The sequence below is a fragment of the Rhizocola hellebori genome (assembly GCF_016862955.1).
Taxonomy (GTDB): domain Bacteria; phylum Actinomycetota; class Actinomycetes; order Mycobacteriales; family Micromonosporaceae; genus Rhizocola; species Rhizocola hellebori.
The window spans coordinates 25,999-52,511 of the sequence record NZ_BONY01000035.1 but is presented as its reverse complement, the minus strand read 5'-3'; the positions used below and the strand labels follow the sequence as shown (position 1 = coordinate 52,511).

At 66.9% G+C, this 26,513-nt stretch carries 24 protein-coding genes; 10 read left to right on the top strand and 14 right to left on the bottom strand.

The window, feature by feature from the left end:
* Positions 1 to 57: 57 nt before the first annotated feature.
* Genes Rhe02_RS26495 through Rhe02_RS26485 form a run of 3 tightly spaced genes read right to left on the bottom strand, consistent with a single transcriptional unit; the run spans position 58 to position 2,374 of the window.
* Positions 58 to 897, bottom strand: a complete 840-nt coding sequence (locus tag Rhe02_RS26495; protein ID WP_203911071.1) for a TrmH family RNA methyltransferase — start codon at positions 895 to 897, stop codon at positions 58 to 60.
* Between the two features lie 26 nt (positions 898 to 923).
* A complete protein-coding gene (locus Rhe02_RS26490) occupies positions 924 to 1,943 on the bottom strand; it encodes an SPFH domain-containing protein (RefSeq protein ID WP_203911070.1) in 1,020 nt (339 codons plus the stop codon).
* The gene (locus tag Rhe02_RS26485; RefSeq protein WP_239124068.1) at positions 1,943 to 2,374 is read right to left on the bottom strand and encodes an NfeD family protein; all 432 of its coding nucleotides are present in this window, start codon (positions 2,372 to 2,374) and stop codon (positions 1,943 to 1,945) included. Before Rhe02_RS26485 ends, Rhe02_RS26490 begins: the two co-directional genes overlap by 1 nt.
* A 112-nt stretch (positions 2,375 to 2,486) precedes the next feature.
* On the opposite strand from Rhe02_RS26485, the gene Rhe02_RS26480 reads away from it, so the two are divergent.
* Together Rhe02_RS26480 and Rhe02_RS26475 are read left to right on the top strand one after the other, a co-directional pair.
* A complete protein-coding gene (locus Rhe02_RS26480; protein WP_203911069.1) occupies positions 2,487 to 3,797 on the top strand; it encodes a serine hydrolase domain-containing protein in 1,311 nt (436 codons plus the stop codon).
* 36 nt (positions 3,798 to 3,833) lie between these two features.
* A complete protein-coding gene (locus Rhe02_RS26475; protein WP_203911068.1) occupies positions 3,834 to 4,517 on the top strand; it encodes a Clp protease N-terminal domain-containing protein in 684 nt (227 codons plus the stop codon).
* Here the strand turns inward: Rhe02_RS26475 and Rhe02_RS26470 are convergent.
* Entirely contained in the window at positions 4,492 to 5,247 is a 756-nt protein-coding gene (locus Rhe02_RS26470; RefSeq protein WP_203911067.1) for a DUF3097 family protein, read from the bottom strand. The genes Rhe02_RS26475 and Rhe02_RS26470 overlap by 26 nt on opposite strands.
* Positions 5,248 to 5,297: 50 nt before the next feature.
* Between Rhe02_RS26470 and Rhe02_RS26465 the strand changes: the two genes are divergently transcribed.
* Positions 5,298 to 6,080: an Rv1486c family protein gene (locus Rhe02_RS26465; RefSeq protein ID WP_203911066.1), complete on the top strand. Its 783-nt coding sequence runs from the start codon at positions 5,298 to 5,300 to the stop codon at positions 6,078 to 6,080.
* A 19-nt stretch (positions 6,081 to 6,099) separates the two neighbouring features.
* Here the strand turns inward: Rhe02_RS26465 and Rhe02_RS26460 are convergent, their stop codons facing one another.
* From Rhe02_RS26460 to Rhe02_RS26425, 8 genes are all read right to left on the bottom strand, one after another.
* Positions 6,100 to 7,017, bottom strand: a complete 918-nt coding sequence (locus Rhe02_RS26460; RefSeq protein ID WP_203911065.1) for a hypothetical protein — start codon at positions 7,015 to 7,017, stop codon at positions 6,100 to 6,102.
* 34 nt (positions 7,018 to 7,051) lie between these two features.
* The gene (locus Rhe02_RS26455; RefSeq protein WP_203911064.1) at positions 7,052 to 7,825 is read right to left on the bottom strand and encodes an HAD-IIA family hydrolase; all 774 of its coding nucleotides are present in this window, start codon (positions 7,823 to 7,825) and stop codon (positions 7,052 to 7,054) included.
* Positions 7,826 to 7,839: 14 nt separating this feature from the next.
* Entirely contained in the window at positions 7,840 to 8,877 is a 1,038-nt protein-coding gene (locus Rhe02_RS26450; protein WP_203911063.1) for a ferrochelatase, read from the bottom strand.
* A gap of 33 nt (positions 8,878 to 8,910) precedes the next feature.
* Positions 8,911 to 9,675, bottom strand: a complete 765-nt coding sequence (gene fabI, locus Rhe02_RS26445; protein ID WP_203911062.1) for an enoyl-ACP reductase FabI — start codon at positions 9,673 to 9,675, stop codon at positions 8,911 to 8,913.
* Positions 9,676 to 9,686: 11 nt separating this feature from the next.
* Positions 9,687 to 10,400 (bottom strand): 3-oxoacyl-ACP reductase FabG, encoded by a 714-nt coding sequence (gene fabG / locus Rhe02_RS26440; protein ID WP_203911061.1) that lies wholly within the window; start codon positions 10,398 to 10,400, stop codon positions 9,687 to 9,689.
* Positions 10,401 to 10,897: 497 nt separating this feature from the next.
* On the bottom strand, positions 10,898 to 11,845 hold the full coding sequence (locus Rhe02_RS26435) for a VWA domain-containing protein (protein ID WP_373320701.1): 948 nt from the start codon (positions 11,843 to 11,845) through the stop codon (positions 10,898 to 10,900).
* Between the two features lie 2 nt (positions 11,846 to 11,847).
* Positions 11,848 to 12,747, bottom strand: coding sequence for a DUF58 domain-containing protein (locus Rhe02_RS26430; RefSeq protein WP_203911111.1), 900 nt, complete (start codon positions 12,745 to 12,747; stop codon positions 11,848 to 11,850).
* Positions 12,738 to 13,766, bottom strand: coding sequence for an AAA family ATPase (locus tag Rhe02_RS26425; RefSeq protein ID WP_203911060.1), 1,029 nt, complete (start codon positions 13,764 to 13,766; stop codon positions 12,738 to 12,740). The genes Rhe02_RS26430 and Rhe02_RS26425 overlap by 10 nt, the downstream gene beginning before the upstream one ends.
* A 286-nt stretch (positions 13,767 to 14,052) precedes the next feature.
* Here Rhe02_RS26425 and Rhe02_RS26420 point away from each other — a divergent pair, with 286 nt between their 5' ends.
* Genes Rhe02_RS26420 through Rhe02_RS26400 form a run of 5 tightly spaced genes read left to right on the top strand, consistent with a single transcriptional unit; the run spans position 14,053 to position 17,290 of the window.
* Positions 14,053 to 14,250, top strand: coding sequence for an acetone carboxylase (locus tag Rhe02_RS26420; RefSeq protein ID WP_203911059.1), 198 nt, complete (start codon positions 14,053 to 14,055; stop codon positions 14,248 to 14,250).
* Between the two features lie 17 nt (positions 14,251 to 14,267).
* Entirely contained in the window at positions 14,268 to 14,765 is a 498-nt protein-coding gene (locus Rhe02_RS26415) for a PH domain-containing protein (protein ID WP_203911058.1), read from the top strand.
* The gene (locus Rhe02_RS26410) at positions 14,762 to 16,090 is read left to right on the top strand and encodes a PH domain-containing protein (protein WP_203911057.1); all 1,329 of its coding nucleotides are present in this window, start codon (positions 14,762 to 14,764) and stop codon (positions 16,088 to 16,090) included. Before Rhe02_RS26415 ends, Rhe02_RS26410 begins: the two co-directional genes overlap by 4 nt.
* Before the next feature lie 10 nt (positions 16,091 to 16,100).
* Positions 16,101 to 16,481: a thioesterase family protein gene (locus tag Rhe02_RS26405; protein ID WP_203911056.1), complete on the top strand. Its 381-nt coding sequence runs from the start codon at positions 16,101 to 16,103 to the stop codon at positions 16,479 to 16,481.
* Positions 16,478 to 17,290 carry an MBL fold metallo-hydrolase gene (locus tag Rhe02_RS26400; protein WP_203911055.1) on the top strand — a complete coding sequence of 271 codons (813 nt, stop codon included), beginning with the start codon at positions 16,478 to 16,480 and terminating at the stop codon, positions 17,288 to 17,290. The genes Rhe02_RS26405 and Rhe02_RS26400 overlap by 4 nt, the downstream gene beginning before the upstream one ends.
* Here Rhe02_RS26400 and asnB read toward each other — a convergent pair.
* On the bottom strand, positions 17,253 to 19,199 hold the full coding sequence (gene asnB, locus Rhe02_RS26395; RefSeq protein ID WP_203911054.1) for an asparagine synthase (glutamine-hydrolyzing): 1,947 nt from the start codon (positions 19,197 to 19,199) through the stop codon (positions 17,253 to 17,255). The two genes, Rhe02_RS26400 and asnB, sit on opposite strands and share 38 nt — an antisense overlap.
* A 60-nt stretch (positions 19,200 to 19,259) precedes the next feature.
* Here asnB and Rhe02_RS26390 point away from each other — a divergent pair, with 60 nt between their 5' ends.
* Entirely contained in the window at positions 19,260 to 20,723 is a 1,464-nt protein-coding gene (locus tag Rhe02_RS26390; RefSeq protein ID WP_203911053.1) for an aminopeptidase P family protein, read from the top strand.
* A gap of 53 nt (positions 20,724 to 20,776) precedes the next feature.
* Here Rhe02_RS26390 and pulA read toward each other — a convergent pair whose 3' ends face one another.
* A complete protein-coding gene (pulA, locus tag Rhe02_RS26385) occupies positions 20,777 to 25,900 on the bottom strand; it encodes a pullulanase-type alpha-1,6-glucosidase (RefSeq protein WP_239124065.1) in 5,124 nt (1,707 codons plus the stop codon).
* A 146-nt stretch (positions 25,901 to 26,046) separates the two neighbouring features.
* On the opposite strand from pulA, the gene Rhe02_RS26380 reads away from it, so the two are divergent.
* Positions 26,047 to 26,505: a hypothetical protein gene (locus Rhe02_RS26380; protein ID WP_203911052.1), complete on the top strand. Its 459-nt coding sequence runs from the start codon at positions 26,047 to 26,049 to the stop codon at positions 26,503 to 26,505.
* Positions 26,506 to 26,513: the final 8 nt, after the last annotated feature.

The window sequence follows — 26,513 nt, the reverse complement described above, 5'->3', positions numbered from 1 at the left end:
CCAAGACGCCCTACCAGCTCGCGCTAGCAGGAAGCTGACGCACGCCGGAGCCAGCGGCTAGAGCGGATCGGTGCGGGTGAGTTCCCAGCAGGCGACGGCGGTGGCGGCGGCGACGTTGAGGGAGTCGACGCCGCGGCGCATGGGGATGCGCACGTGGACGTCGGCGGCGGCGAGGGCGGCTGGGGTCAGGCCGGGGCCTTCCGCGCCCAGGAGCAGCGCGGGCCGCAGCCGCTGCGCGGCGGTGAGTTCCTGTAGGGGCACGCTTTGCGGGCCCGGCGTCATGGCGAGGACCGTGTAGCCCGCGTCGCGGACGAGCTGGAGACCCTGGGGCCACTCGGCTAGCGGGACGTAGGGGATGGCGAAGACCTCGCCCATGCTGACCCGCACACTGCGCCGGTAGAGCGGGTCGGCGCAGGTCGGGGAGAGCAGCACGGCGTCGACGCCAAGCGCCGCCACGCCCCGGAAGATGGCGCCGAGATTGGTGTGGTTGTTCACGTCTTCGAGGATCACCACGCGGCGGGCGGCGGCGAGCACTTCCGAGGCCGGGGGCAGTGGCTGGCGGTGGAAGCTGGCAAGCACCCCACGGTGCACATTGAAGCCGGTGATCTCCTGCAGCACCTGCGCCGAAGCACCGTAGGTCGGCGCCCCGGACAGGTCGGCGATCTGCCCGGCCCGTTTCGCCTCAACGAGAAAGGACCGCGGCCGGTACCCAGCGCGAAGAGCCCGCCGCAAAACGAGCTCGCCCTCGGCGATGAACAGGCCGTGCGGTGGCTCCCATCGGGTGCGCAACTCGACGTCGGTCAGGGCGCGATAGTCGGCGATCCGCTCGTCGGCCGGGTCGGTGATCAGCTCCACGCGAGCATCTTGCCAGGACGCGAAGCGGGCCGGCGGCAACATGCCACCGGCCCGCGACTTAAAGCGAATTACGGCGCGGCCGCCGGAGGCGGTGTCCGCTCGGCCTCTGATTCGATCTCGCGTACCGCTTTGGCGGCGGCCTCGGACATCCGGGCCACCTCGCGCTCGGCTTCGTCTCCGGCCACCTTCGCCTTTGCGACGGCTTCCGGTGACTCACTTAGATCGCCGAACCGGTTGGAGATGCCTTCCAGCAGCTTGGTCACCTCAGCCGGGATGATCCACAGCTTGTTCGAGGCGCCCGCCGCGATCTGCGGCAGCGCTTGCAGGTACTGCCAAGCCATGACCTTGTTGTCCGGCTCGGACACGTGGATGGCATCGACCACGAGCTTGATCGCCTTGGCCTGACCTTCGGCTTGCAGGATGCGAGCCTGCCGGTCACCGTCGGCGCGCAGCACGGCGGCCTGCTTCTCACCTTCGGCGGTGAGGATCTGCGACTGCTTCACACCTTCGGCGTTGAGGATCGCGGCGCGCCTGTCCCGCTCGGCCCGCATCTGCTTTTCCATCGCGTCGCGGATGCTCGGCGGCGGCTCGATCGCCTTGATTTCCACCCGGGTCACCTTGATGCCCCAGCGGCCGGTGTTCTCGTCGAGCACCGAGGCGAGCTGGCTGTTGACCACGTCACGGCTGGTGAGCGAGCGCTCCAGGTCCATCGAGCCGATGACGTTACGCAGGGTGGTGACCGTGAGCTGTTCGATCGCCTGAATGAAGTTGGCGATTTCGTACGTGGCCCGCACCGGCTCGACCACCTTGTAATACAGCACCGTGTCGATGGAGACCACGAGGTTGTCGGAGGTGATCACCGGTTGCGGGGGGAAGCTTTGCACCTGCTCGCGCAGGTCCACCTTCGTGCGCACCTGGTCGATGAATGGCACCAGGATGTTCAGGCCGGGTGTCAGCGTGCGGTTGTACTTACCGAGCCGCTCGACAACGTCATTGCGTTGCTGCGGCACGATTTTGACCATCTTGACCAGCGTGATCACAATGATCAGGGCTATCGCCCCGACCACGATCAGCAGGAGTTCGTTCATCAATCCCTCCATACGAGCGCGGTTGCGCCGTCCACTTTGACCACACGGACCCGCTCACCGGGCTCATAAGTTTGCCCCACATCGTAGGGTCGCGCGCGCCAGAGCTCTCCCTCGATCTTGACCATACCGTGCTCGCGGTCGACTCTCTCGACGACAAGCACGTCGGCTCCTTCAATGACCGACAAACCCATCTCTTTGCCTTTGGAGAAGCGCCGGTTGATCCAGGGGCGGAGCAGCCAGAGCGAGAGCGCCGACACCGCGGCGAAGACCAGCACCATGACCCATCCGGGCGCGCCGGCCAGGCCCGCGATCGATGCGGCGAGCGCGCCGGTGCCCAGCATCAACAGCACGAAGGTGCCGGTGAACAGCTCTGCGAGGACGAGGATTACCGCCGCTATGAGCCACCAAATCCAATCTGCCACGTCTGCCACGTGTCGATCGTGTCATGCTCGCGCCACTAATTGGGGCCCGGAAGCAGAGTCAGCCGTTCGTTCGATAACGTCGACGGCCGAACAGCCGTTGGTCGTGGGGAAAGGAGATCTGATGACGCTGAACCCGCAGACCGCACGCAAGGTGGACGACCTGGTGGCCCGCGCCCAGGAGCGGGGCCGCGCCCCGGCCTTGGCGGCGGCGGTCGTCCGCGATGGCGCGCTGGTCCACTTCAGCGCCAACGGCTGCGACCCCGCGACGGGCGCTGTCCCGACCGCCGATACCCAGTTCCGCATCGGCTCGATCACCAAGACGCTGACCGCGGTTATGATCATGCAGTTGCGTGACGAGGGCCGGCTCAGCCTGGAGGATCTGCTTTATCGCCACCTGCCGGGGACGCCGGTGGGCAGCGCCATCACCCTGCGCCAGATGCTCGGTCACATCTCGGGTCTGCAGCGCGAGCCGGACGGGCAGTGGTGGGAACGGGCCGAGGGCACCGATCTGGAGACGTTCCTGGGGGCGCTCACCCCCGACAAGATCGCCTACCCTCCCCTGCGCACCTATCACTACTCCAATCTGGCGTATGGCCTGCTCGGTGCGGTGGCCAACCGGCTGACCGGGCTGGACTGGACCGACCTGCTTTCCAAGCGCCTGCTCGAACCGCTGGGTATGAGCCGGACCAGCCATATGGAGATGGAGCCTTTCGCCCGGGGTTTCGTCGTGCACCCGTGGGACGCCACGCTGCGGGAGGAGCCGCGCACCGACACGGCCGCGATGGCGCCCGCCGGCCAGCTCTGGTCAACGGCCGCCGATCTGGCCAGGTGGGCGGCGTTCCTGGCCGACCCGGACCCGGGTTTGCTCGATCCGGCCACGCTCACCGAGATGTGCGCGCCGATGGTCATCAGCGACCTGGAGTCGTGGACGGGTGGGCATGGCCTGGGCCTGGAGCTGTATAGGTCGGGCGAGCGCATTTACGTCGGCCACGGTGGTTCGATGCCGGGCTACCTGGCCCACCTGCTGGTCCACCGGCCGAGCCGGACCGCGGCGATCCTGTTCGCCAACGCCTACACCCTGCACGAGCTGCGGATCGCCGCGCTCAACACGAGCCTGCTGGATCTGGTACTGGAGGCGGAGCCGCCGCGGGTCAAGCCGTGGCGCCCGGCCCCGGCCGCCCAGCCGCACGAGCTGGCCGGGGTGTGGTGGTGGATGGGCAGGCAGCTGCTCGCCCGCCACGACGGCGAGGAGCTGGTCATGGAACCGGTCAGCCCGGCCGCCGCCCCGTGGCGCTTCGCGCAGGAGAGCGCGGACGTGTGGCGCTGTCATTCCGGTTCCAACGATGGCGAGCTGTTGCGAGTGCGCCGGGACGGTCAAGGAACCCCGGTGGAGCTGGACATCGCCACCTTCCTGCACACTCGTCAACCGTAGGTTGACACCCGCCAACCGTCAACCTATGGTTGACTCATGATGATGCGACTCGATGACCTAATCTCGTACGTCAAAGAGCGCCGTCCCGACGGGTCCGCGCTCGAACATCTCAGCGACGCGATCGTCGTCGCCGAGCAAATCGACGACATGGCCGACCATCTCATCGGCCATTTCGTGGACCAGGCGCGGCGCTCGGGGGCCTCCTGGACCGGAATCGGCCAAAGCATGGGCGTTAGCAAGCAAGCGGCCCAGAAGCGTTTCAGCGACACCGGATTGGACCGCTTCACCGATCGCGCCAAAGTGGTTGTCCTCAAGGCCCAGAACTCCGCTCGCGATCGGGGGCACGAGCAAGTCGGCAGCGCGCACCTGCTCTACGGCTTGCTCGCGGAGTGGGAAGGGCTTGCCGGCAAGGCTATCGAGGCCAGGGGCGTGTCCAAAGACGCGGTGGAACATGTGCTCACGGAGATAATGCCGCCGAACACCAAGCAGCTCAACTATCACGTGCCGTTCAGCCCAGGTTTGAAACGGGTCCGTGAGCTGATTGTCACCGAAGCGCAACGGCTCGGGCACAACTATGTCGGCACCGAACACATCCTGTTGGGACTGCTTGCGGCGCAAGAGGAAGCGGCCACCCAAGCGCTCAACGACCTCGGCGTGACGCACGAGAACGCCGAGGAGGCCGTGCTCGAAGAGCTCAGGAAGTGGTCACAAAATCGATGAGCCGCTCCACCGAGTTCACCAAAGGTGTTTCCAGGTCGCGATAACTGTCCACTCGCGACAGCAGGCGTGGCCAGAACGAGTCTGTGTCGCTCACCCCTAGGGCGGCACAGATTCCCTGTTTCCAGGGCTGGCCGGGTGGAACGACCGGCCAGGCCGCGATGCCGAGCCGTTGGGGCTTGACAGCCTGCCACACATCGATGTATGGGTGTCCCGCGATGAGCACGTGGGCACTGTCTACTGTGGAGGCCAAGCGGGTTTCTTTACTGCCCGCCACTAGATGATCGAGAAGCACCCCGAGGCGGCGCTGCGGGCCTGGCTCGAAGCCTTGCACCAACGCGGCCAGGTCATCCGCGCCGTGCATGGGCTCCACGACGATCGCCTCCCCACGAAGATCGTCGCCCCAGATCTTTTCGATCAACGTGGCGTCGTGCAGGCCTTCCACCCAAATCCTGCTTGCTTTGGCCACTTTGGCGCGCTGCGGACCGGCCGCCACCGAACCGGATGCGGTGACGGCGCGGGTGCGCTTGACAGCGGGGCGAACCAGGGTGGCGATCTCGCCATCTACCAGAAACGCCGCCGGTTCGAGGGGAAAGTGGCGCAGTTTACCGTGCCTGTCCTCCAATGTCACCGCTCCGTGCGAAAAGCCAACCACGGCACCACAAAATCCGCTGTCCGCACACTCCACGACCAGCCCATGTTCGGCTTCCACCACAGGAATTACGCGACGCATCGGGACAGGGTACGGGACAAGATGTATGCGGAGCACGTACTCTGGCTGGCATGTCCCCCACAGCGCACGCGGTTACCCTGACCGCGCGCAGGTCGGCCCGGTTGGTGAGCTGGGCTAGGGCCTGGCGCGCGGGGCTGGTCTCGTTCGACGAGATCGTCGATGTGATGACCGCGGTCGAAGAAGAGCAACACGTCGAGGGTCTGCCGGGCACCTGGCGCGAGGTCGAGCTGCGCGAAGCCTTGCCTCAGCTGGCCAAGCTGCACCCCGACGAGATCAGGTTGGTGCTGCCGGTGCCGGGCGATCCGCGCGGGCTTCCCGGGCCGGGCCCGTTCACCGATCGCGCGCTGCTGGCCGGTGAGGGAGTGCTGGCCAGCCGGCTGGGCCTGGTTCCCGAAGCGCGCCAGCACACCTCGGGCTCAGGGGTGACGTTCACGACCGTGCAATGGCACGCTTTCGAACTTCCCGAAGCCTTTTCTGGGTACCAAATAGAGTTAAGAGAAGCCGAAGCCACCTTGAGCCTGGCACTGGCCGAAGCCACCACGCAGCTGGTGAAGCTGGACGTGGCGCAGTGGCGGCCGGAGCTCGCCGGTGAGCTTGCGGCGCTTCGCAAACCTACTGGCGAGTCGGATTTGCCCGCCGGCTATGACCAGCGGGCCAGGCGCCTCTACGCGCGGGCGTGCGTGCTCGACCGGGTGCTGACCCTGGCCGGCCAGGCCGCCCCGGGCGGCGCGCTTAACACGGTGGAAATGCGCCAGCGGGAAGAGGCGTTGCGGCCGCTGGCCACGGCGTGCCGTGAAGCACTGGTAGCGGCCTGCAACTCCCCGTTGTGCTAAGACAGTCGTGATTGGATAGTCAGCAGTTCCAGCGGTAGGCGCTGTTGTTGGCATCGCTGATTACCACGTTGTCACTGGTGACCCCGATGGTGATTCGCGGAGCGGGAACTGGCGAGGTGAGGGTTTCCACCGTCGCACCCTTGAAAAGCACCTTGGCACCGCTCTGCCGGGTCGCGGTGATCGAGCCCGAAGCGTTGATGGCCTGGGGCACACCGTCGGCGATCTCGCGCACCACATGGCCGCTGAGGTTCCACTCCACGACGGTGTAAGGCGCGTCGACGCCTTTGAATCCCACGATGCGGCCACCGGCGAAGTCCCGGACCGAGAAGGTGGCGCCCGGATTGTCCAGGGACAGGCTCGTTCCATCGGGGTTGAACAGGACTCCCCAGCTGACCACGACCCGTCCGGTGTCGTCGATCCCGGCCGCTGTACCCAGCCCGAAATCGGTGAATTGGCTTGGGGTGCTTGCTTTCCACAGCATGACGTGGGAGAAGTCACCGGCGGTGAGGTAGCTGGCGAACCCCACGATGTCGCCGGCCGAATTCATGTCGGTGGGCAGCGATTTGCGTGTTCCCAACGGGGGAAGCTGTTGGTAACTGCCATTGGTGTAGCGCCAGCCGAAGGAGACCCCGGTCGAACCGACCCAGTATCCGGCGACCACTCCGGAACCGTTGACCGCACGCGGATAGTTGGAGCCGTCGCCCGCCGCGGGATTGGGCAGGCGTTGCGGCACACCGTTGGTCCAGAGGATGCCCTCCCAATGGTTGGACACCCAGCCGGAGCCGACGATGTAGCCCGTGCCGGCATGGTTGGTGGAGTAGGTGATCGTCATGCCCGCGGGCGCGTTGAGCCGCGTCGAGGCGCACGCGGCGGAGGCTGGCGACTGCGGCACGACAATCAGCGCCGCGGTCAGGACTAGCGAGGCAAGCCACTTCATGGGCGGCACGCTGGCACGCCCGGCTCGAATCCGCCTAAACCTCCTCGATGAGGTCGGCGACCGAGGCGACCACCCGCGAGGGCCGGTAGGGGAAGCGTTCCACATCGGCTTTGGTCGAGATCCCGGTGAGCACCAGGATGGTGTTCAGGCCCGCCTCCAGCCCGCACAGCATGTCGGTGTCCATCCGGTCACCGATCATCGCGGCTTCCAGCGAATGCGCGCCGATGCGGTTGAGCGCGGAGCGCATCATCATCGGATTCGGCTTGCCCACGAAGTATGGATCCACCCCGGTGGCTTTGGTAATCATCGCGGCGACCGACCCGCAGGCGGGCATCAGCCCCTCGTTGGACGGGCCGGTCACATCGGGGTTGGTACAGATGAAACGCGCCCCCTTGGTGATCAGGCGCACCGCGGTCGTGATCGCCTCGAAGCTGTAGTTACGGGTCTCCCCCAGCACGACGTAGTCGGGGTCGAAGTCGGTCATGATGTAGCCCGCCGCGTGCAAAGCCGTGGTCAGGCCGGCCTCGCCGATCACGAAGGCGCTTCCGCCCGGCCGCTGGTCGGCCAGGAACTGCGCGGTCGCCAGCGCCGAGGTCCAGATGGCTTCCTCGGGCAGGTCGAAGCCGAGGCGGGTCAGGCGGGCATGCAGATCGCGTGGGGTGTAGATGGAGTTGTTGGTCAGCACCAGGAACGGCTTGCCGGAGGCGCGCAGGCGGCTGATGAACTCGGTCGCACCGGGGATGGGCACCCCCTCGTGCACCAGCACACCGTCCATATCGGTCAGCCATGCCTCGATGTGCCGTTCCATGCCACCGTCTCCATTCACCGCCGGGCGGAACTAGCAGGCGCCGGGCAGCAGTGGCTGGCGCAGAAGTCCCAGTGATCGAGCCTACCGAGCCCGGCTCGACTCCCGTCATCGGACGTCCGCATCCGTTCCTGGACCAGATCGCGGATCATCGCCACGAACCGGGAATCGGTGCCCGGGGTCTTGGCGCGCGCGAAGCCCAGCCCCAGCTGGCGTGCTGTGGCGGCGGCCTCCTCGTCCAGGTCCCAGATCACCTCCAGATGATCCGAGACGAACCCGATCGGGCTCACCACCACCTGTGTGGTGAAGTCCTTGGCCAGCACTCGCAGATGCTCGTTGATGTCCGGCTCCAGCCACGGCACCTGCGGCGGGCCGGAACGGCTCTGCCACACCAGATCCCAGCCCACCCCCGGCAGGGAACGGGCGGCGACCAGCCGGGCGGTTTCCAGCAGCTGCGCCTCGTAGAGGCCGTTGCTCTCCGGGCCGCTGCTGGCGTTCATGGAGGCGGGAATCGAGTGCGCGGTGAAGACGAGGCGCGTCGTCTCCCGGGCCGCCGGGTCCAGCTCGCCGAACGCGGTGACCACGGAGTCGGCGAGCGGCTCGACGAAACCGGGGTGGTCATGGAAGTGGCGCAGCTTGTCGACCACGGGTGCCCGCGGCCCGACGGCGGCGCGCGCGGCGGCGAGATCCTGAAGGTACTGCCGGCACGAGGAATAGGACCCGTAAGCACTGGTCGCGAACGTGATCGCCCGCTGCACCCCGTGGTCGCGCATCTGCGCCATGGTGTCGGCGAGCATGGGACGCCAGTTGCGGTTGCCCCAGTAGACCGGCAGGTCGATCCCGTGTACCGAGAAGTCGGCCCTGATGGCGGCCACCAACTCCCGGCACTGCTGGTTGATCGGGGAAACGCCGCCGAAGCGCTGATAGTGAGCGGCCACCTCGGCCAGCCGCTCCGGCGGCACCCCTCTGCCTCGGGTCACGTTCTGCAGGAACGGAAGCACATCATCGGGGTGCTCCGGGCCGCCAAATGACAGCAGCAGAAACGCGTCATACATACCGTAAAGACTAAATCAGCGCGGTGGTCGCGCCTATGCGGCTGTCGCGTGGTACCCACCGTCGACGTGGATGATCTCTCCGGTGGTGGCCGGGAACCAATCCGACAGGAGTGCCACCACGGCCTTGGCCGTCGGCGCGGTGTCGGTCAGGGCCCAGCCCAGCGGGGCCCGATCGGACCACGACTCCTCGAACTTCTCGAAACCGGGGATCGACTTGGCCGCCATCGTCCTAAGTGGACCGGCCGAGACCAGGTTGCTGCGAATGCCCTTGGCGCCCAGATACTTGGCCAGGTAACGGGAGGTGGACTCCAGCCCGGCCTTGGCCACCCCCATCCAGTCGTAGACCGGCCAGGCCAGCGTGGCGTCGAAGGTGAGCCCGACCACCGAGCCGCCCTTCTCCATCAACGGCAGCGTCGCCATCGCGAGCGCCTTGTAGGAATAGGCGGAGACGTGCACCGCGGTCGCGACGTCCTCCCAGCCGGCGTCCAGGAAGTTGCCGCCAAGGGCGGTCTGGGGCGCGAAACCGATCGAATGGACAACGCCGTCGAGGCTGTCGAAGCCGAGGGCGCCGACCCTTTCCGCCAGGCTGCCCAGATGCTCGGCATTGGTCACGTCGAGCTCGATGACGGGCACTTCCTGCGGCAGCCGCTTGGCTATCCGCTCCACCAGGGACATCCGCCCGAACCCGGTGAGCACCAGCTTCGCGCCCTGCTCCTGGGCGATCTTCGCGATGTTGAACGCGATCGACGCCTCCGTGAGCACCCCGGTGACCAGGACGCTCTTACCCTCAAGCAACACGGTTGTCTCCCTCAGTGACCCATGCCCAAGCCGCCATCCACCGGGATGACAGCGCCAGTGATATATCCGGCCGCGTCGCCGGCCAGCCAGGTGACCGTCGCGGCCACCTCGTCGACATGGGCCAGACGCCCAGCCGGAATCGCCTTGAGGATTTCCGCTTTGCGGTCCTCCGGCAGGACTGCGGTCATGTCCGTCTCGATGAAGCCGGGCGCCACCACATTGGCGGTGATGTTTCGGGTACCGAGCTCGCGCGTGATCGAGCGGGCCACGCCGACGAGGCCGGCCTTGCTCGCGGCGTAGTTGACCTGACCCGGTCCGCCGTAGAGGCCGACGACCGAGCTGATGAAGATCATGCGGCCCCACCGGTTGCGCAGCATCTTGGTGCTCGCGCGCTTGGCGCAGCGGAACGCGCCGGTGAGATTGGTGTCGATCACCCGGGTGAACTGCTCCTCGGACATGCGCATCAGCAGCGTGTCATCGGTGATGCCCGCGTTGGCCACGAGCACCTCGACCGGCCCGAGCTCGTTCTCGACCGTGGTGAAGGCGGCGTCGACCGCCGCCGAGTCCGTGATGTCGCAGGTGACGCCGAGAAGATCGGGCGCGCTCGCGGCATCGAAGGTGCCGCGATGGGTGATCGCCACCCGGTCGCCCTGCTTGGCGAAAGCCTGCGCGATGGCCAGGCCGATGCCCCTGTTGCCGCCGGTCACAAGCACGGTTCGAGCCACGTTGCGCTCCTGTCAGGTGGGATGTCTACTCGCCACACCCTATGGCGCGGGCCGATGACGATCGCCGCCGACCCATGACGAAAACCACCTAAAGATGTTGTAGAGATCCTCCAAAACACGATCATGTCCACATCGCCGGGTGGCCACGACACACTGCCGGGAAGGATGAGGCGGGCCGGTCCTTACCTGGATGTAAGATGGCAGCGTTTGCGGGGAGCCCGCGATCCTGCCTGTGAACCATGGCCCAAGGAGGTGAGTCGCTATGCGAGATAGCGATCCTCCCAGTCATGGCCGGGCGCCAGATCTTCACGCGAAGTGACCTTCCTTTCCTCGTCACTTCAGCCCGGTCATGACCTTCATGTGAGCGACCAACCCTGTCCTGAGCACCGACAGACGCCACTGGAGTCTTGCCATGAGCCGTTACCTTGCCCCGCTGGGCTTTACCCTCGCGGCCACCTGGGTCGCCACCATCTTCGTCCTGGTCACCGCTAGGTGACTCAGATCAATCGCGGTGTCCACAAGAGACTGAACATTCCCGCTAGCAGGGACAGGATTAGGCCGGCTCCGGCGAACCATCGGGTGAGTTCCACCGGTTCGACCCGCCGGCCCAGTGACGAACCCATGTCGTCGTAGACCTGTTTCAGCTCGCTTGCCGAGGCCGCTTCGTAGAAGAAGCCTCCCGTGGTCTCGGCCAGCTCGGCCAGAGCCACCCGATCCACTGGGACCCGCTGCAGCTGTCCCGCGATGTCGACCGTCCCGTCGTCGGTGCCGAAGGCGACCGTGGAGACGGGCACCTGCGCCTCGACCGCCGCGTCGGCCGCCTCCTCGATGGGGCGGCCATAGGTCCGGTACCCGTCTGAGAGCAGAAGTATGCGGGCCGGGGCCGCCTCTTCCGTGCCGTTCGCGGGGACGTTGCGGATCGCGTCGAGGGCGGTGAAAACCGCCTCACCGGTCGCGGTCGCCTCGGCCAGCTGCAGCGCGTCGATCGCCTCGATGACCGCCTGGTGGTCTTTGGACGGTGGCACCAGAACCTGTGCGGAACGGGCGAATGAGACCAGGCCCAGGTTGTAGGCCACGGGCAGGTCCCGGACAAATTGTTTGGCCGCCTCCTGCGCGGCCTGTAGCCGGGTCGGCTCGACGTCGTCGGACTGCATCGACAGAGACACGTCGATAGCCAGTACCACCGTCGCCCGCTCCAGCGGCACCTCCATCTCGATCGCGGGCTGGGCGAGGCTCACCACCAGCGCCAGCAACCCGGTCAGGAAGGAACCGGCGGCGAGATAGCGTCTCCAGCCGATTCCCTTGGGGGCCAACGACTTAAGCAGCTCCAGATTGCTGAAGCGCAGTGCGGTCTCGGACCGCTTGCGCTGCCGCCACAGGTAACCGGCGGCCAGGGCGAGCACCGGAACCAGCGCGATCAGCCAGCCGGGCGATAGCAACATCATGATCATCGACCTCGCCGGAAGCGTTGCGACACCACGAACTTGACCACATCGGTCAGCCAATCCGAGTCAGTACGAAGGCGCAGGTGCCGTGCGCCCGCGGCCCTCAGCGCCGCCTCGACGTCGGCCCGCTGCTGCGCCGCGGCCTGCGCGTAACGCTCGCGCAGAGCCCGGTCCGAGGTCTGCACCGAATGCACCGCACCGGTTTCGGGGTCGATCAGGTCGAGCACCCCGACATCGGGCAACTCCAGCTCACGAGGATCGAGCAGCTCGATGGCGAGCACGTCATGGCGCACCGCCACCTTGCGCAGCTGACGCTGCCAACCCTGCGGCGGTTCAAGGAAATCCGAGATGACCACGGCCACGCCCCGACGCCGGGGTGGCCGGCTCAGCGCCTCGATCAGTTGGGGCAGGCACGCCCCGGGCGCGGCGGTGGTGTTGGCGATCGTCCTGATCAGACCCTGCGCGGCCAGTCGCCCCCCACGCGCCGGACGGCGCAGCAACCCACCTGTCCCGCAAGCGATTACGGCACCGACCCGGTTGCCGCCGCGGACGGTGAGGTGGGTCATCGCGGCGGCCGCGGCGACAGCGAGATCGCGTTTGAGCATGGCCGCCGTGCCGAAGCTCTGGCTCGCCGACATGTCTATGGCCAGCCAGGTCTCCAGTTCCCGGTCGGCGACGGTGAGCCGCACGTGGGGCACGGCGGTGCGGGCGGTCACCGGCCAGTCCATGCGGCGCACATCGTCCCCGGTCACGTACTCGCGGGACTCGCCCGCCTCGCTGCCCGGACCGGGCAGCAGCCCGAGATAGTCCCCCTGCAGCAGGCCGTCCAGGCGGCGGCTCACCAACAGCTGCAGCCGGTTGAGCACCGCCGATCGTCCCGGCGGCCCGCCGGTCACGCTGATTGCCTTGGCGCCACCGTCGGCAGCGGCACCGTTTCCAGCACCCGCTCGACGATCGTGTCCGGGGCGATCTCGTCGGCCAGCGCGTCGTAACTGAGCACAAGCCGGTGGCGTAACACGTCCGGCGCGATGTCCTGCAGATCCTGCGGCAGGGCATAGTCGCGACCCCGCAACAGCGCGAGGGCGCGGGTGGCCCGCACCAGGCCCAGCGACGCCCGCGGGCTCGCGCCGTATTGAATCAGCTGCGCCACATCGGGCATCCCGAAGTCGGCGGGAGTACGCGTCGCGAGGACCAGCCGGACGGCATAGTCGACCAGCGCGTTGTGCACGAAGACCCGGTCCGCCCGCTCCTGCAGCTCGATCAGCTGGCTGGGGTCGAGGATCCGGCTTGCCCGCGGCGTGGTGGCCCCCATCCGGTAAACGATTTCGCGTTCTTCGCTGTCGGTCGGGTACCCGACGAGAATCTTGAGCAAGAAGCGATCGCGCTGGGCTTCCGGCAGCGGGTAGACGCCCTCCTGCTCGATCGGGTTCTGGGTGGCCATGACCAGGAACGGGTCGGGCACGGTATGGGTCTTGCCCCCCAGCGAGACCTGCCTTTCCGCCATCACCTCCAGCAGTGCCGACTGCACCTTGGCCGGCGCCCGGTTGATTTCGTCGGCGAGCAGGAAGTTGACGAAGATCGGCCCGAGCTCCACGTCGAAGCGTTCCGAGCCGGTGCGGTAGATCCGGGTGCCCACGATGTCGGCCGGAACGAGATCGGGAGTGAACTGGATGCGGGCGAAGCTGCCCCCCACCACCGTCGCCACTGTTTGCACGGCAAGGGTCTTGGCCACTCCGGGCACCCCCTCGAGCAGGCAGTGCCCCTTGCCCAGCAGCGCCACGAACATCCGCTCGACCAGCAGGTCCTGCCCGACGATCACCTTCTTGACCTCGAACATCGCCCGTTCCAGCAGCGACGCATCGATGGCCGGGGAAGGCTGATCCGGTTCGGGCGTAGCGATCTCGGCGAGCTCGGCCGTCATTTCTTAGGTCCTCCACAGCGGACAGGGGTGGGCGATGTCGCTCTCAAGCGTCGCACAGAGCATCCCTAAATGGGCCGATTCAGGCGTTTCGCCCGAGCGGTTACTGGGAGCAACGACTCGGTCGCAGAAAATCAACCAAACGGACGGGGTGGCCCCTCTTCCCCTAGCGCTCACGGCCTGGTTAATATTTGCGCGTTGCCGGGCGGCTTCCCCCGTGGCCGCCCGGCACGCCACATAAAACCGAGCGATTTACAGCTCGGTTTTTTTCTTTTACTAGGCTTGATCTGTGGCCGACGATGAACCCCCGATCTGCTCCAGCAAGGGCTGCCGCGCGCCCGCGACCTGGCAACTGCACTGGAACAATCCGAAGCTGCACACGCCGCAGCGCCGCAAGACCTGGCTCGCCTGCGATGATCACCTGGAAAAACTCTCAGCCTTCCTGGACGCTCGCGGGTTCCTGCGCGAGCGGGCGTCGTTGAGCTGATCCTCTAGTCTCGATACGTGCAGTCGCTCAGCGCTCTCGACCCATGGCCCGACTCCTTCCAGTGGCGTCCGGTCTCCTCCCGGCTCATCGCCGCCGAGCTCACCGAACGCGCCATCTGGCTGGTGGTCCTGCTCGGCGGCAGCGCCATCGCCTGGTTGTTCACGCAGTCGTGGTGGGCGGTGGCAGTCGGCGCCGCGGTTCTGGTCCTCAACATCATCGGCGCCATCTTCGGCACGCTGGCGGTGCGCTCCTACGGATACGCCGAGCGCGACCGCGACCTGCTGGTGCGGCACGGCCGGATGATCCGGCGGCTGTCGATCGTCCCCTACGCGCGGATGCAGTTCGTCGACGTCACGGCCGGGCCGCTGGAACGAATGTTCAACATTGCCACGGTCCGCCTGCACACCGCCGCCGCGGCGAGCGACGCGTTCATCCCGGGCCTGCGCCCCGACGAGGCGACCCGGCTGCGCGACCGTCTCGCCGCCCTCGGCGAAGACCGCGGCGAGGGCCTGTGACCCAGGAAAACGGCCATGCGCTGATCACCCGGCAACGGCTGCATCCGCTCAGCCCGGTGCTCAAAGGCTTGCGGCTGTTCGTGCTCGCGGTGGTGGCGATGTCATGGCGAAGCCTTCAGCAGCTCCACTTCTGGACCTGGCTGGCCGTGGTCGCCGGCCTGTTCGTCATCCTGCTCATCTACTCCACCATCGCCTGGCGCTTCACCGGATATGAGGTGATCGGGCGGGAGCTGCGCATTTACGAAGGCCTGATTTCGCGCCGGGTACGCACCGTACCGCTGGAGCGCCTGCAGGCCATCGAGGTGATGCAGCCGTTCCAGGCCAAGCCATTCGGCCTGGCCGAGCTGAAGCTCGACGTGGCCGGGGCGCAGCGCTCCGAAGCGCCGCTCGCCTTCCTGCCCATGCCGGAGGCGCTGGCGCTGCGAAGCCAGCTGCTCGCCCTCAGCGGGGGCCACAGCACGGCGGTCGTCGAAGAGGAAACCGAGCACGAGCTGCGCCGGGTCGACAACAACGCCGTGGTGTTCAGCCAGCTCCTCACCCCGCCGGTGATGTTCACGCCCATCGCGGTGCTCTACATCGCCTCGCAGCTGGTCTTCAACGAGGATCGCGGTTTCTTCACCATCGCCGCCATGATCAGCGCCTTCGTCGCGACCATCGGCGCCCCCGTCATGCGCACGCTGAACTTCTGGGACTTCCGCCTGGCCCGCAGCGCCGACGGCAAGCTGCGCATCCGCCACGGCCTGCTGAACTCGCGCAGCCAGGTGGTACCGGTGCACCGCATCCAATCGCTGACCCTGACCTGGCCGCTGCTGTGGCGGGCCAAGGCCTGGCTGCGTGTCACGCTGGCGGTCGCCGGACAGACCAGCGTCGCCTCCGAGGGCGGCAAAGCCGAGACCGACCGGCTGCTTCCGGTGGCCACGCTCGAGGAAGCCCGCGCGGTCATGCCCTACGTCATGCCGGGCGTGGACCCGGCGAACCTGCCGATGACCCCGGTGCCGCGCAGGGTCCGCTGGCTCGCCCCGCTTCGCGCCCGCGTGCTCGCCGCGGGCCTGCACGACGAGGTCTTCGGCGCCGTCGACGGCTTCGCCACGCGCACGCTGACCATCGTCCCGTATGGACGGATCCAGAGTGTCCGGCTCACCCAGGGGCCGTGGCAGCGCCGCCTGGGCGTGGCCACCGTCCACGCCGACGTCGCCGGCAGCACCCCGGTCAGCGCGGCGCATCGTCCCGTCGAGGAAGCCCGCGCCTGGGCCCGCGACCTCGCCGCCCGTTCCCACGCCGCCCGCGCGGCCGCACTCACCCCGCCAACCACCGGCGGACATTAGGCTGAACCGCATGGAACATCAGCTGTCCCCCGGCCTGACCGCTTCCGTCGCGTTGACCGTTTCCGGCGCGGACACCGCGGTGGCGCTCGGTTCCGGCGACGTCCCCGTGCTGGGCACGCCGCGGGTGGTGGCGCTGGTCGAGGAGGCCACCGTGGCCGCTGTGGCCAAAGCGCTTGAGCCCGGTCAGAGCACCGTGGGCGTAAGGATAGAGCTGGACCATCTGTCGGCCACCCCGGTCGGGCGGGCGGTGACCGCCCAGGCGACCCTGACCGCGGTCGAGGGCAGGAAGCTCACTTTCGACGTGGTCCTGCTCGACGGCGAAACGGTGGCCGCGAAGGGCACCGTGCACCGGGTAGCCGTAGACAGGCAACGATTCTTGGAGCGGCTATGAGGTTCACCGAGATCGCTGACCGGGTCTATCTGCTGCCTTATCCCGCGTTCAACGTGAACTGCACGCTCATCGTGGGAGACGAGCGGGCTCTGCTGATCGACACGCTCTCCGATCACGCCCAGGGCGGCGAGCTGGGCGAGGCGGTGCGGCAGGTGACACCGCTTGAGTTCGCGTTGGTCAACACGCATTTCCATTTCGACCACTGCTTTGGCAATGCCGTGCTCGCGCCCGAAGGCGCGCCGATCTGGGGGCATCCCGACACCGCGAAGGAGCTGGCCGAGCGCGGCGAACACTGGCGGCTGGAGTGGGAGGCGGAATACGGCTTGGATCTGAGCCAGGTGCGGATAGTCCCGCCGAACCAGCTGGTCGGGCGCGAAGCCACCATCCAGCTCGGCGGGCGCGAAGTGGTGCTGAGCCACCACGGCCGCGGCCACACCGCCGGCGACATAGTGGCACGGGTCGATGGCGTGCTGGTCGCGGGCGACCTGGTGGAGCAGGGAGCGCCGCCCGCCTTCGAGGACGCCTACCCGCTGGAATGGCCCGAAGCGCTGGCGCAGCTGCAAACCCTGTGCGGCCCGCAGACGGTCATCGTGCCCGGCCACGGCGAGCCGGTCGGCCGCGACTTCCTCGACGCCCAGCACGACCTGCTGACCCGCCTGGACTGGCTCATCCGCGAGGGGCACGCCGACGCCGCCCCGCAGGAGCGGGTGGTCGCGGCGAGTCCCCTGAATCAGTGGGGCCAGGACGGTCTGGCCCAGTCCCGCATCGCCGTCAAGCGAGGGTTTGCTCAACTGAGTGGGCAGCTGTAGGCGGCTTGGTCAGCAGAGCCGACTCGTTGCGCCCGATTCCCGGGTCGAGTGTCTTGGTGACGAAGATGGCGTGCCAGACGCAGAAGACGAGAATGGTCCAGATTTTGCGTGAGTTGTCGGCCCGGCCCGCCTTGTGGTCGCGGAGCAATTCCTCCACATAGGACAGATTGATGAGGTCGCCCGCTCCTGAGTTGTGCAGAATGTCGCGCGCCCACTCGTACATCTCGTTCGCCAGCCAAACCCTTGTCGGCACAGGGAAGCCGAGCTTGGGCCGGTTGACGATGGAGGGCGGCACCACCTGCGCCATCGCCTGGCGCATGGCCCATTTCGTGGTACGCGACCCAGCCGGGACCTTGAGCGCCTGCGGCAGTTTGGAGGCCACCGCCCACACATCCCGGTCGAGGAAGGGCACCCGCAACTCCAGCGAGTGCGCCATGGACATCCGGTCGGCCTTGACGAGGATGTCGCCGCGCAGCCACGTGCTCATGTCGACGTACTGCATCTTGGTCACGTCGTCCAGGCCATCGGCGCAAGCCTCGGCGTAGTAAGGCTTCGTGATGTCGGTGTAGCGGGCCCCGCCCGCGTTGCGTTTGAGCACCCGGCGGATCTCGTCGTCGGCGCTGAAGATGCGGGCGTTGCCGCTGAAACGCTCCTCCAGCGGGGTCGTGCCCCGCTCCAGGAAGCTCTTTCCCCTGATGCCGTTGGGAATCGCCCGCGACACGGCTTTGAGCCCGCGGCGCATCGGGTCGGGCAGGCGGGTCAGCATCGCCAGCGAAAGCGGCTCGCGGTAGATCAGGTACCCGCCAAAGAATTCATCGGCGCCCTCACCTGAAAGGACTACGGTGACATGCTCCGCGGCGGTCTTGGCGACGTAGTAAAGCGGAACCAGCGACGGATCGGCCACCGGATCGTCGAGGTGCCACACGATGCGCGGCAGCGCCTCCATCATGTCGTAGGCATTGATCTTGGTGGGGATCGTGGTCACCCCCAGCGCCCGGGCCGACTCTTGAGCGATGTCGATTTCCGAGTACCCGGCGACGTCGAACCCGACCGTGAAGGTGAGGATGTCCGGATTGAACTCCCGGGCCAGCGCGACGACCGACGTCGAGTCGATGCCGCTGGAAAGGAAGGCGCCCACCGGAACATCGGAGCGCATGTGCAGGCGCACGCTCTCACGCAGCGCGTCCTGGATGTCATGGAAGATTTTGGCGTTGTCCGACACCGGGATCGGATGAAACACCGGCCGGAAATAGCGCCGCATCACCATCTGCTCGTCGGGCGCCCAGGTAAGACATTCCCCTGCGCCAATGCGTTTGATGCCGTGGTGCAGCGTCGACGGCTCGGGCACGTATTGGAAGGTCAGCAAATGCGAGAGCTGCTCGGGGTCCACCTCGCCGTCGGCGAAGGGCAGCAGCGCTTTCTTCTCGCTGGCCAGGAACAGCCCGTCGTCGGTCTGCAGGTAGTGCATCGGCTTGATGCCAAAGGGATCCCGCGCCCCGAAAGCCCTCCGCTGCTCTCGGTCCCAGATCACGAAGGCGAACATGCCGCGCAGCCGGTCGAGAACCGCCTCGCCCCAGTAGTGGAATCCGGCGACCACCACCTCGCCGTCGCCGTTGGTGGCGAACTGCGCGCCGTGCTCGCGTATCAGCTCCTCGCGCAGCTCCAAGTAGTTGTAAATCTCGCCGTTAAAGGTGAGCAGGTAGCGATCGAGGTACGGCAGCGGCTCCTTCGATAGTTCAACATCGATGATGGCGAGCCTTTTATGGGCAAAAATCGCATCATCGTCCACCACCTCCAGGCCGGTGTCATCGGGGCCCCGGTGATGGAGGAGCTCAAGCGCATCCGCGAGACGCGGCTGAAAGCCACGAACCATGCCATGACTACTAAAGAAGGCTAAGATACCGCACACGATGACATCCTCCCATATTCCTGGCCGCGTTAAGCTCGAACATAAAACGGTGGAGGAGACATGGCGGTTGCAGAAAACCCAGGAAAAGATTCGGTCCCGGAAGGAACCGAGTCGCACGATCCGGCTTACCCGCCGAAGTTCCTGGAGTTCATGCGCAAGGGCTGGCGCGACACGGAGCTGCCAGTCGCCCTTGTGACAGAAGCGCCCAACTACTCGAAGCGGCGCTCAGCGGTTAGCGCCGCCTTCCCCGGCGAGACCATCGTGATCCCGAGCGGTCGCGAGATGGTCCGCGCGAACGACACCAGCTTCCCGTTCCGGCCCGGCAGCGACTTTGTCTACCTGACCGGCGAGCACGAGCCGGAGAGCGTGCTGGTGCTGCGCCCGAACGGCTCGGGACATGACGCGCTGCTCTATGTCCGGCCGCGTTCGCCGCGCGACACCGACGAGTTCTTCAAGGACCGCTTCTACGGCGAGCTGTGGATCGGCCGCCGGCACACGCTGCGCGAGAAGAGCGCCGAGCTTGGTGTCGAGGCAGCCCATCTCGATGACCTGCCGCTGGATGACTTCGCGCCCGGCCGCACCCGCGTCCTGCGCGGCCTGGACCCACGTGTCGACAAAGCGATCCGCCAGACCAACCCGGAGCGCGACGCCGAGCTGGCCTGGGTGATCTCCGAGTTGAAGCTCGTCAAGGACGAGTGGGAGATCGCGCAGCTGCAGGACGCCATCGACGCCACCGTACGCGGCTTCGAGGACGTGGCCCGCGTGCTGCCCGCCGACCGCGCGGTGTCCGAGCGCCTGGTCGAGGGGATCTTCGGCCTGCGGGCCCGGCATGACGGCAACGGCGTGGGCTACAGCTCGATCGTCGGCGTCGGCGCGCACGCGGCGATCCTGCACTGGATCCGCAACGACGGCGTCACCACCCCGGGCGAGTTGCTGCTGGCCGACATGGGCGTGGAGAACCGCAACCTCTACACCGCCGACGTCACCCGCACGCTGCCCATCTCCGGGCGGTTCACCCCGCTGCAGCGGCAGGTCTACGACATTGTCCACGCCTCCCAACAGGCCGGCATGGAGTTCATCAAACCGGGCGTGAAGTTCACCGACGTGCACCAGACGTGCATGCGCGTGCTCGCCGAGGGCCTCAAAGACCTGGGCATCCTGCCCGGCAGCGTCGACGAGGCGATGGACAAGGACTCGATGATCTACCGCCGGTGGACGCTGCACGGCTTCGGGCACATGCTCGGCATCGATGTCCACGACTGCTCCAACGCGCGTATGGAGAAGTACCGCGACGGCGAGCTCGCCGAGGGCTACGTGCTCACCAACGAGCCGGGGCTCTACTTCCAGCCCGAGGACGAGCTGGTGCCCGAGGAGCTGCGCGGCATCGGCATCCGCATCGAAGACGACGTGCTCGTCACCGCCACCGGCTGCAAGATCCTCTCCGACGGGCTGCCCCGCACCGCCGACGAGGTGGAAACCTGGCTCGCCGCCCAGCGCGAAGCGGGCCCGCGCCTGCCCGGCTAGCTCCGGACACGAAAGAGGGGCTCTTTGACAAGAGCCCCTCTTTGTTTGGTACGTCAGCGGAAGACGGCGACCGTCCGGGCCGGAACCGAGAAGGTGGTCCCGTTGTAGGTGGCACCCGCCATGGCCGGGTCGACCGACGGCACTGCCGTCAGCGAGCCCAGGCCCGGTACCCGCTGGGTGACCGTGGCCGGGGTGGCGTTGAAGACCACCACGACCGTGGATCCGCGCCCGCGCAACACCATGGTGATGACGCCGGGCGTTTCGTCCACTCCGGACAGTGGGAAGGAGACCGACCGCTGCACATCCTCGGCGCTGTCGAGGCTGAACAACGGTTCGCTCTTGCGGATCCGCAGCAGCTCTTGGAATCTGGCCGCGGCCAGCGCCGTCGAGTCGCAGGTGGGTTTGACGGCCGGGTTGGCCAGCAACGGTTTGGCGAACTCCCATCGCGAAGCGTTGTCCCACGCGGGTGGAAGGCCCCGGCCGAATCCGTTGCCGGCCGCGCAGTCCCACTCGATCGCGTTGAACCAGTCGCCCGAGTCATAGGAGTTCTTGTCCAAAGACTTGGAGCGCAGGCGATCCGAGCCGCCGGTGACGAAGCCGGTGCCCTGGCTGAGCACCACCGTGGACAGGGCGAGCACCTGCATACGCGCCCGATCCGCCGCCGACGTGCCCGGTGGCAGCTTGTAGGCCAGTGAGTCGAAGAGGATTTCGTTGTCATGCGCGTCGACGTAGGTCACCGCTTCCGACGGCGACTTCGTGTACCCGGCCGGAGCCCCGTTGTAGTCCACCTGAGCCCCGGTCACGCGCCGCCCGGACGAGTCCACAAACTCATATCCGGCAAGGTTTCCGGTCAGGCCCACCTTGATCTGGTCCTGCTGGTGGAGCAGACGTGAGCGTTGCTCCGCGGCCGTGCCGTTGATGGCGTCGCCATTGGGCGCGGTGAACAGGCCCGAGGCGAACCCTTGCAGGTGCGGGTTGACGTCGAAGGGACCGCCGCCCTTGACCGCGTCCCGGAGCCGGTCGTTGAACGTGCCGATTCCCGTCCCAGCCATGTTGAGCTGGGTCGCCTGAACGAACCTGGCGTTGTCGGCCACCTCGCCGAAGTTCCACCCCTCGCCGTAGAGCAGCACCGACTTCCCGTGCGGCAGTCTGTCCAAAGCGGACCGGACATCGAGCAGATTCGCCTTGGGGTGGTGGCCCATCAGGTCGAAGCGGAAACCGTCGACACCGTAAGCCGAGGCCCAGGTGACCACCGAATCCACCACCAGCTTGCCCATCATCGTGTGTTCGGTGGCCGTGTTCAGGCAGCAGGTCGAGGTTTCGACGCTGCCGTCGGCGGACAGCCGGTGGTAGTAGCCAGGCACGATCGGGTCCAGCGGCGACGGCGAGGAGGTGTGGTTGTAGACCACGTCCAGCACCACCTTGAGGCCTATCCGGTGCAGCGCGTCCACCATCGCTTTGAACTCGGCGTTGCGCGCCGCGCCGGATGGGTTGACCGCGTAGCCACCCTCCGGAGTGGTGTAGTGCAACGGGTCGTATCCCCAGTTGTATCCGTCGCTGGCCCGCACCGCGGCCACACATGCTTGCTGCTGCTCGGAATCCGGGGGCATCGCGGCCAGATCGCAGGCCGGCGTCGCCTGGTCCGAGCGCACCTCGGGGATCGTCGCGAAGTCGAACGTGGGCAGGAGGTGAAGGTGGGTCACGCCCGCTTGCGCAAGCGCCTTGAGGTGTTTCATGCCCGCGCTGTCGGCGACGGTGAAGGCGCTGTAGGTGCCGCGCAGGTTGGCTGGAACGGTGGTGTCGGCTATCGAGAAGTCGCGGACCGACAGCTCCTGGATCTGCGGCCGCCCTTCGAACTTCGCGATCGGGGCCGACGGCAGCTCGGCTATAACGCTATGCGTGGAGTTGGTGGTCAGCGCCACCGAGTAGGGATCGGTCACCGATTTTGTTTGCTGCCAAGTTTTTACGCGGTACCGATACCTCTTGCCCAGCCACGAGGAGTTGCCCGACACGCTCCACACACCGGTCGCGTCATCACGTTTCATGGCGATGACCTGATCCTCCAGCTCGAGGTCCACCCGCTGCGCGGTGGGCGCCCACAGCGCGAGGGTGGGCTTGCCGCCCTTGACGGTCGGCCCGAGCTGGGCTTGCGCGGCACGGGAGTAGACGTCGTCGAGCACACCCGGGATCTGCACCCCGGTCGCGGAGAGCAGCTTGCCGGTGTGGTCGCTTTCGGTGACCACCAGCTGGCCGCGTAGAGCGTTCTTCGCGTCGGCCGACACGCCGTAGGCGTAGTAGTGCCACAGGTGCGGGAAGCGCACCCGTTGCGCCTCGGCGATGCCGCCCTTCGCGGTCAGCGGAATCCGCGAGAACGTTCCAGTCAGCTTTCCGTCCACAATGGATGCTCCGCCGTTGGGGAAGACAGCCAGCTCGTAAACCTTGCCGTCCGGGTTCAGTTTCTCCCAGGCGATGGTGCCCCGGTCGATCCACTGCGCGTAGGACTTCGTCAGATCGATGTCGCTGGACTCCGCCTTGACCTCGGGCCGCAGATAGGCCGCGCGGCCGGAAAGCAGCCACGCCTCGCGCCCGAAGGCGCCGAAATCGAGCCGCTGGTCGTTGGGCAGGTCCTTCTCATCGCCCTTGTGCGCGATGTAGCTCAGCCCTGCCGCACCCGCGCTCAGCGGCACATTCCAGAAGGCGCCGTAGGAGTCGACGCCGGTCGGTGGCATCGGCGAGGTCCATTCGGTCGGGTTCGCCGCCCCATCCCACAGGTGCAGTCCCCATCCAGTGTAGTTACCGTCGGCGCGGCGATAGTGCAGGACCGCGGTGCCCGCGGGCGGCTGGGTGGCGGCCGGTGGGGGCTGCGACGCGGTCTCGCCCTGCTTGACCCACACCTCGAAGGTCTGACTCGGATCGATGAACCGATCCACCGGAACATCTTTGTTTCCGTCGGCGTCGATGACGAGATAGCCGACGCTGGTGGCGCCCGGCTTCACCTTCACCCAGGCGAAAGCGCCATAGGCATCGCGGCCGGCGAACGGCTGGCCCTGCGGCCATGGCAGGTTCTGGCTCGGGTCGATGTCACCCCACGTGTAGAGCCGCCAGTTGGCGTAGTCCCCGTCGGGGCGCTGATAGTGCACCAGAACGTATTCGCGCTGTGCCGCCTGCGGCGGCGTCGCCACCTCTGTGCCACGCTTAGCCGAAGCCGTTCTGCCCTGTCGATCGCGTACGACCGCCTTGTAGGTCACCTTCGTGCGGCCGGCCAGGTCGGTCAGATCGTGGTGGATCCGGTAGGGCGCGCTCGTCGCTGTTCCGAGCGTCCGCCACGGCCCGTCTCCCACCTGCGCGGCGAAGCTCACCGTGGCGGTGGGATCGCCGGTGACGTTAGCGGTCACCACGGCCTGGGTGGCAGACTGCGCCGCCAGATCGAGCTCGATCGTGGGCGCCGCCGCTGTCGGGATTGGACGGTCAGCCCGGAACACCACGCTCGACTGGGCCGGGACGGTCAGCGACCCGCCATCGAAGCTCCCGCCGCCGTAGACGCTCGACCACGAAGCGCCCGGCGTTGAGGTGCTCACGGCCACCGTCTTTGCGGTGGTCGCGCTGTTGACCGCCACCACGTATTCGGTTCCCTTGATCCGCGAGAACGCGAATACGCCGTCGCCGGCGTGCCTTGTCGTCTGGGTGCCGTCACGCAGAGCCGCATGCTCCTTGCGTAGCTTGCCCAGCTCGGCGATGGCTCGATAGAGCGGGTGCGCGGTGTTGTAGTTGTCCTGGGCGTGGGTGGAATCTGTACCCAGAAGATCATCGTCGAGATAGTCGGCGGTCTTGGACGCGAACATGTCCTGTCGCGCATCCTTGTCACCACCATTGCCTGTGAAGCCCTGCTCGTCGCCCGAGTAGATTACCGGCTGACCACGGGTCAGGAACATCAGCTCGTGCGCCAGGCGATCCTTCTCCAGGGTGCCGGTGAAGTTCCCGATCCGGCCCATGTCGTGGTTGCCGAGGAAGGTCGGCAGCGCTGCGGCATTGGTATTCCTTGCGGTGTAAAGGCTGTCCGCGGCGTAGAGATCGGCCAGGCCCTGACCCGACCCGCCGTTGACGAATCCGGTCGCCGCCGCCTGGAACCCGAAGTCGAGCGTGGCCGGAAGCTGACCCTGCCGCACGTAGCTCGACATGATCGCCGGATCGGCCGAGAAGACCTCGCCGAACATGAAGAAGTCGCGGCCCACGCCGTCGACGAACTGGGGCCAGAAGTCCATGTTGACGTGCTTGGCGGTGTCGAGGCGGAAGCCGTCGACGCCCGTTTCGCGGACCCAATCCTTGTAGATCTTCGTCATGCCGCGTACCACCTCGGGCCGCTCGGTCCACAGATCGTCGAGGCCGAAAAAGTCGCCGTAGGTGCTGTTTTCGCCGGAGAAGGTGGAGTCGCCCCGGTTGTGGTACATCGTCGGATCGTTAAGCCACGCCGGCACTTTGACGTTGCCGTTCACCACCGGCGTATACGGCCCGGAATTCCTGTCGACGGCTGGAAACCCTTGCGAGCCGTCGGCATAGTTGACGTCTTCGAACTTTCGCCCCTGCGCGTCCACGTAGGGCGACGTCTTCTTGTCCACGTACGAGTACTGGTTCTCCTGATAGGAGATGACGTCCGCGGTGTGGTTCACGATGACGTCCAGGAAGATCTTCATGCCCCGCTCGTGCGCCAGCCGCACCAGCCGCTTCAGGTCGGCATTGGTCCCGAAATGCGGGTCCACCTGGGTGAAGTCGGTGATCCAATATCCGTGGTAGCCGGCCGAATCCGCCTGCACCGGCCGGTTCTTGAACACCGGCGCCAGCCAGATCGCCGTGGTGCCGAGCCCCTGGATGTAGTCCAGCCGATTGATCAGGCCCAACAGGTCGCCGCCGTGGTAGAACCCCTTGTCGGTGGGATCGTAGCCGGTGCTCATCCGGTCGCCCGGGTAACCGCCCTTGTCATTGCCGGGGTCACCGTTGGCGAACCGGTCCGGAAGCACAAAGTAGAACTGATCGGCTGGGCGCGCATTCCCTTGCGCGGCAACGGCTGCCAGCGCGGCATCGGTGGGCTCGTCCGCCCGGCCCGCCGCGGGCGTGGGCGTACCGAGCAAAGCTATTGATAACAGTCCAATAAGGACCATGCGCAATCGATGGGGGCTCATGGGCGCACCTTACGATTACTGAAATGTTTCCGCAAGAGTCAGCAAGATATGACGCGCTCTTGCTATGGACAAAAAGGATAAATACTCAATAGCATTCCTTTATGGGCTGTCATCCCCGCGGCCCGATTTTCCCGGAGGTGATATCCGTGGACCTTCTCGGTGGCCTGCTCTCGGCCATTGGCGACCTGCTAGCGGCCGTGCTCGGCATCATTCTCGGTGCCCTGCCAAGCCTTCCCGGCCTGCCCGAACTTCCTGGCCTACCCGGCCTGCCCGAGCTTCCGGGCCTGCCGATCGACCCCAGCCTGCCCGGCCTGCCACCTCTGCCGATCGACCCCGGCGTGCCGCTGCCCCCCATCGACCCCGTAGCCCCCGTGCTGCCCCCAATCGACCCAGCCCTACCCGGCCTGCCTCCGCTCGATCCCGCGCTGCCGGGCCTGCCTCCCCTTGACCCAGCCCTGCCCGGCCTGCCCCCGCTCGACCCCGGCGTGCCCCTGCCTCCGCTCGACCCAGCGCTGCCCGCCCCGGGTCTGCCCCCGGTCGGCCCCGGCCTTCCCGTCCCCGATCTCCCGCTGCCCGGCGTGCCGGTGCCACCCCCTGCCGCCTGACACCAAGC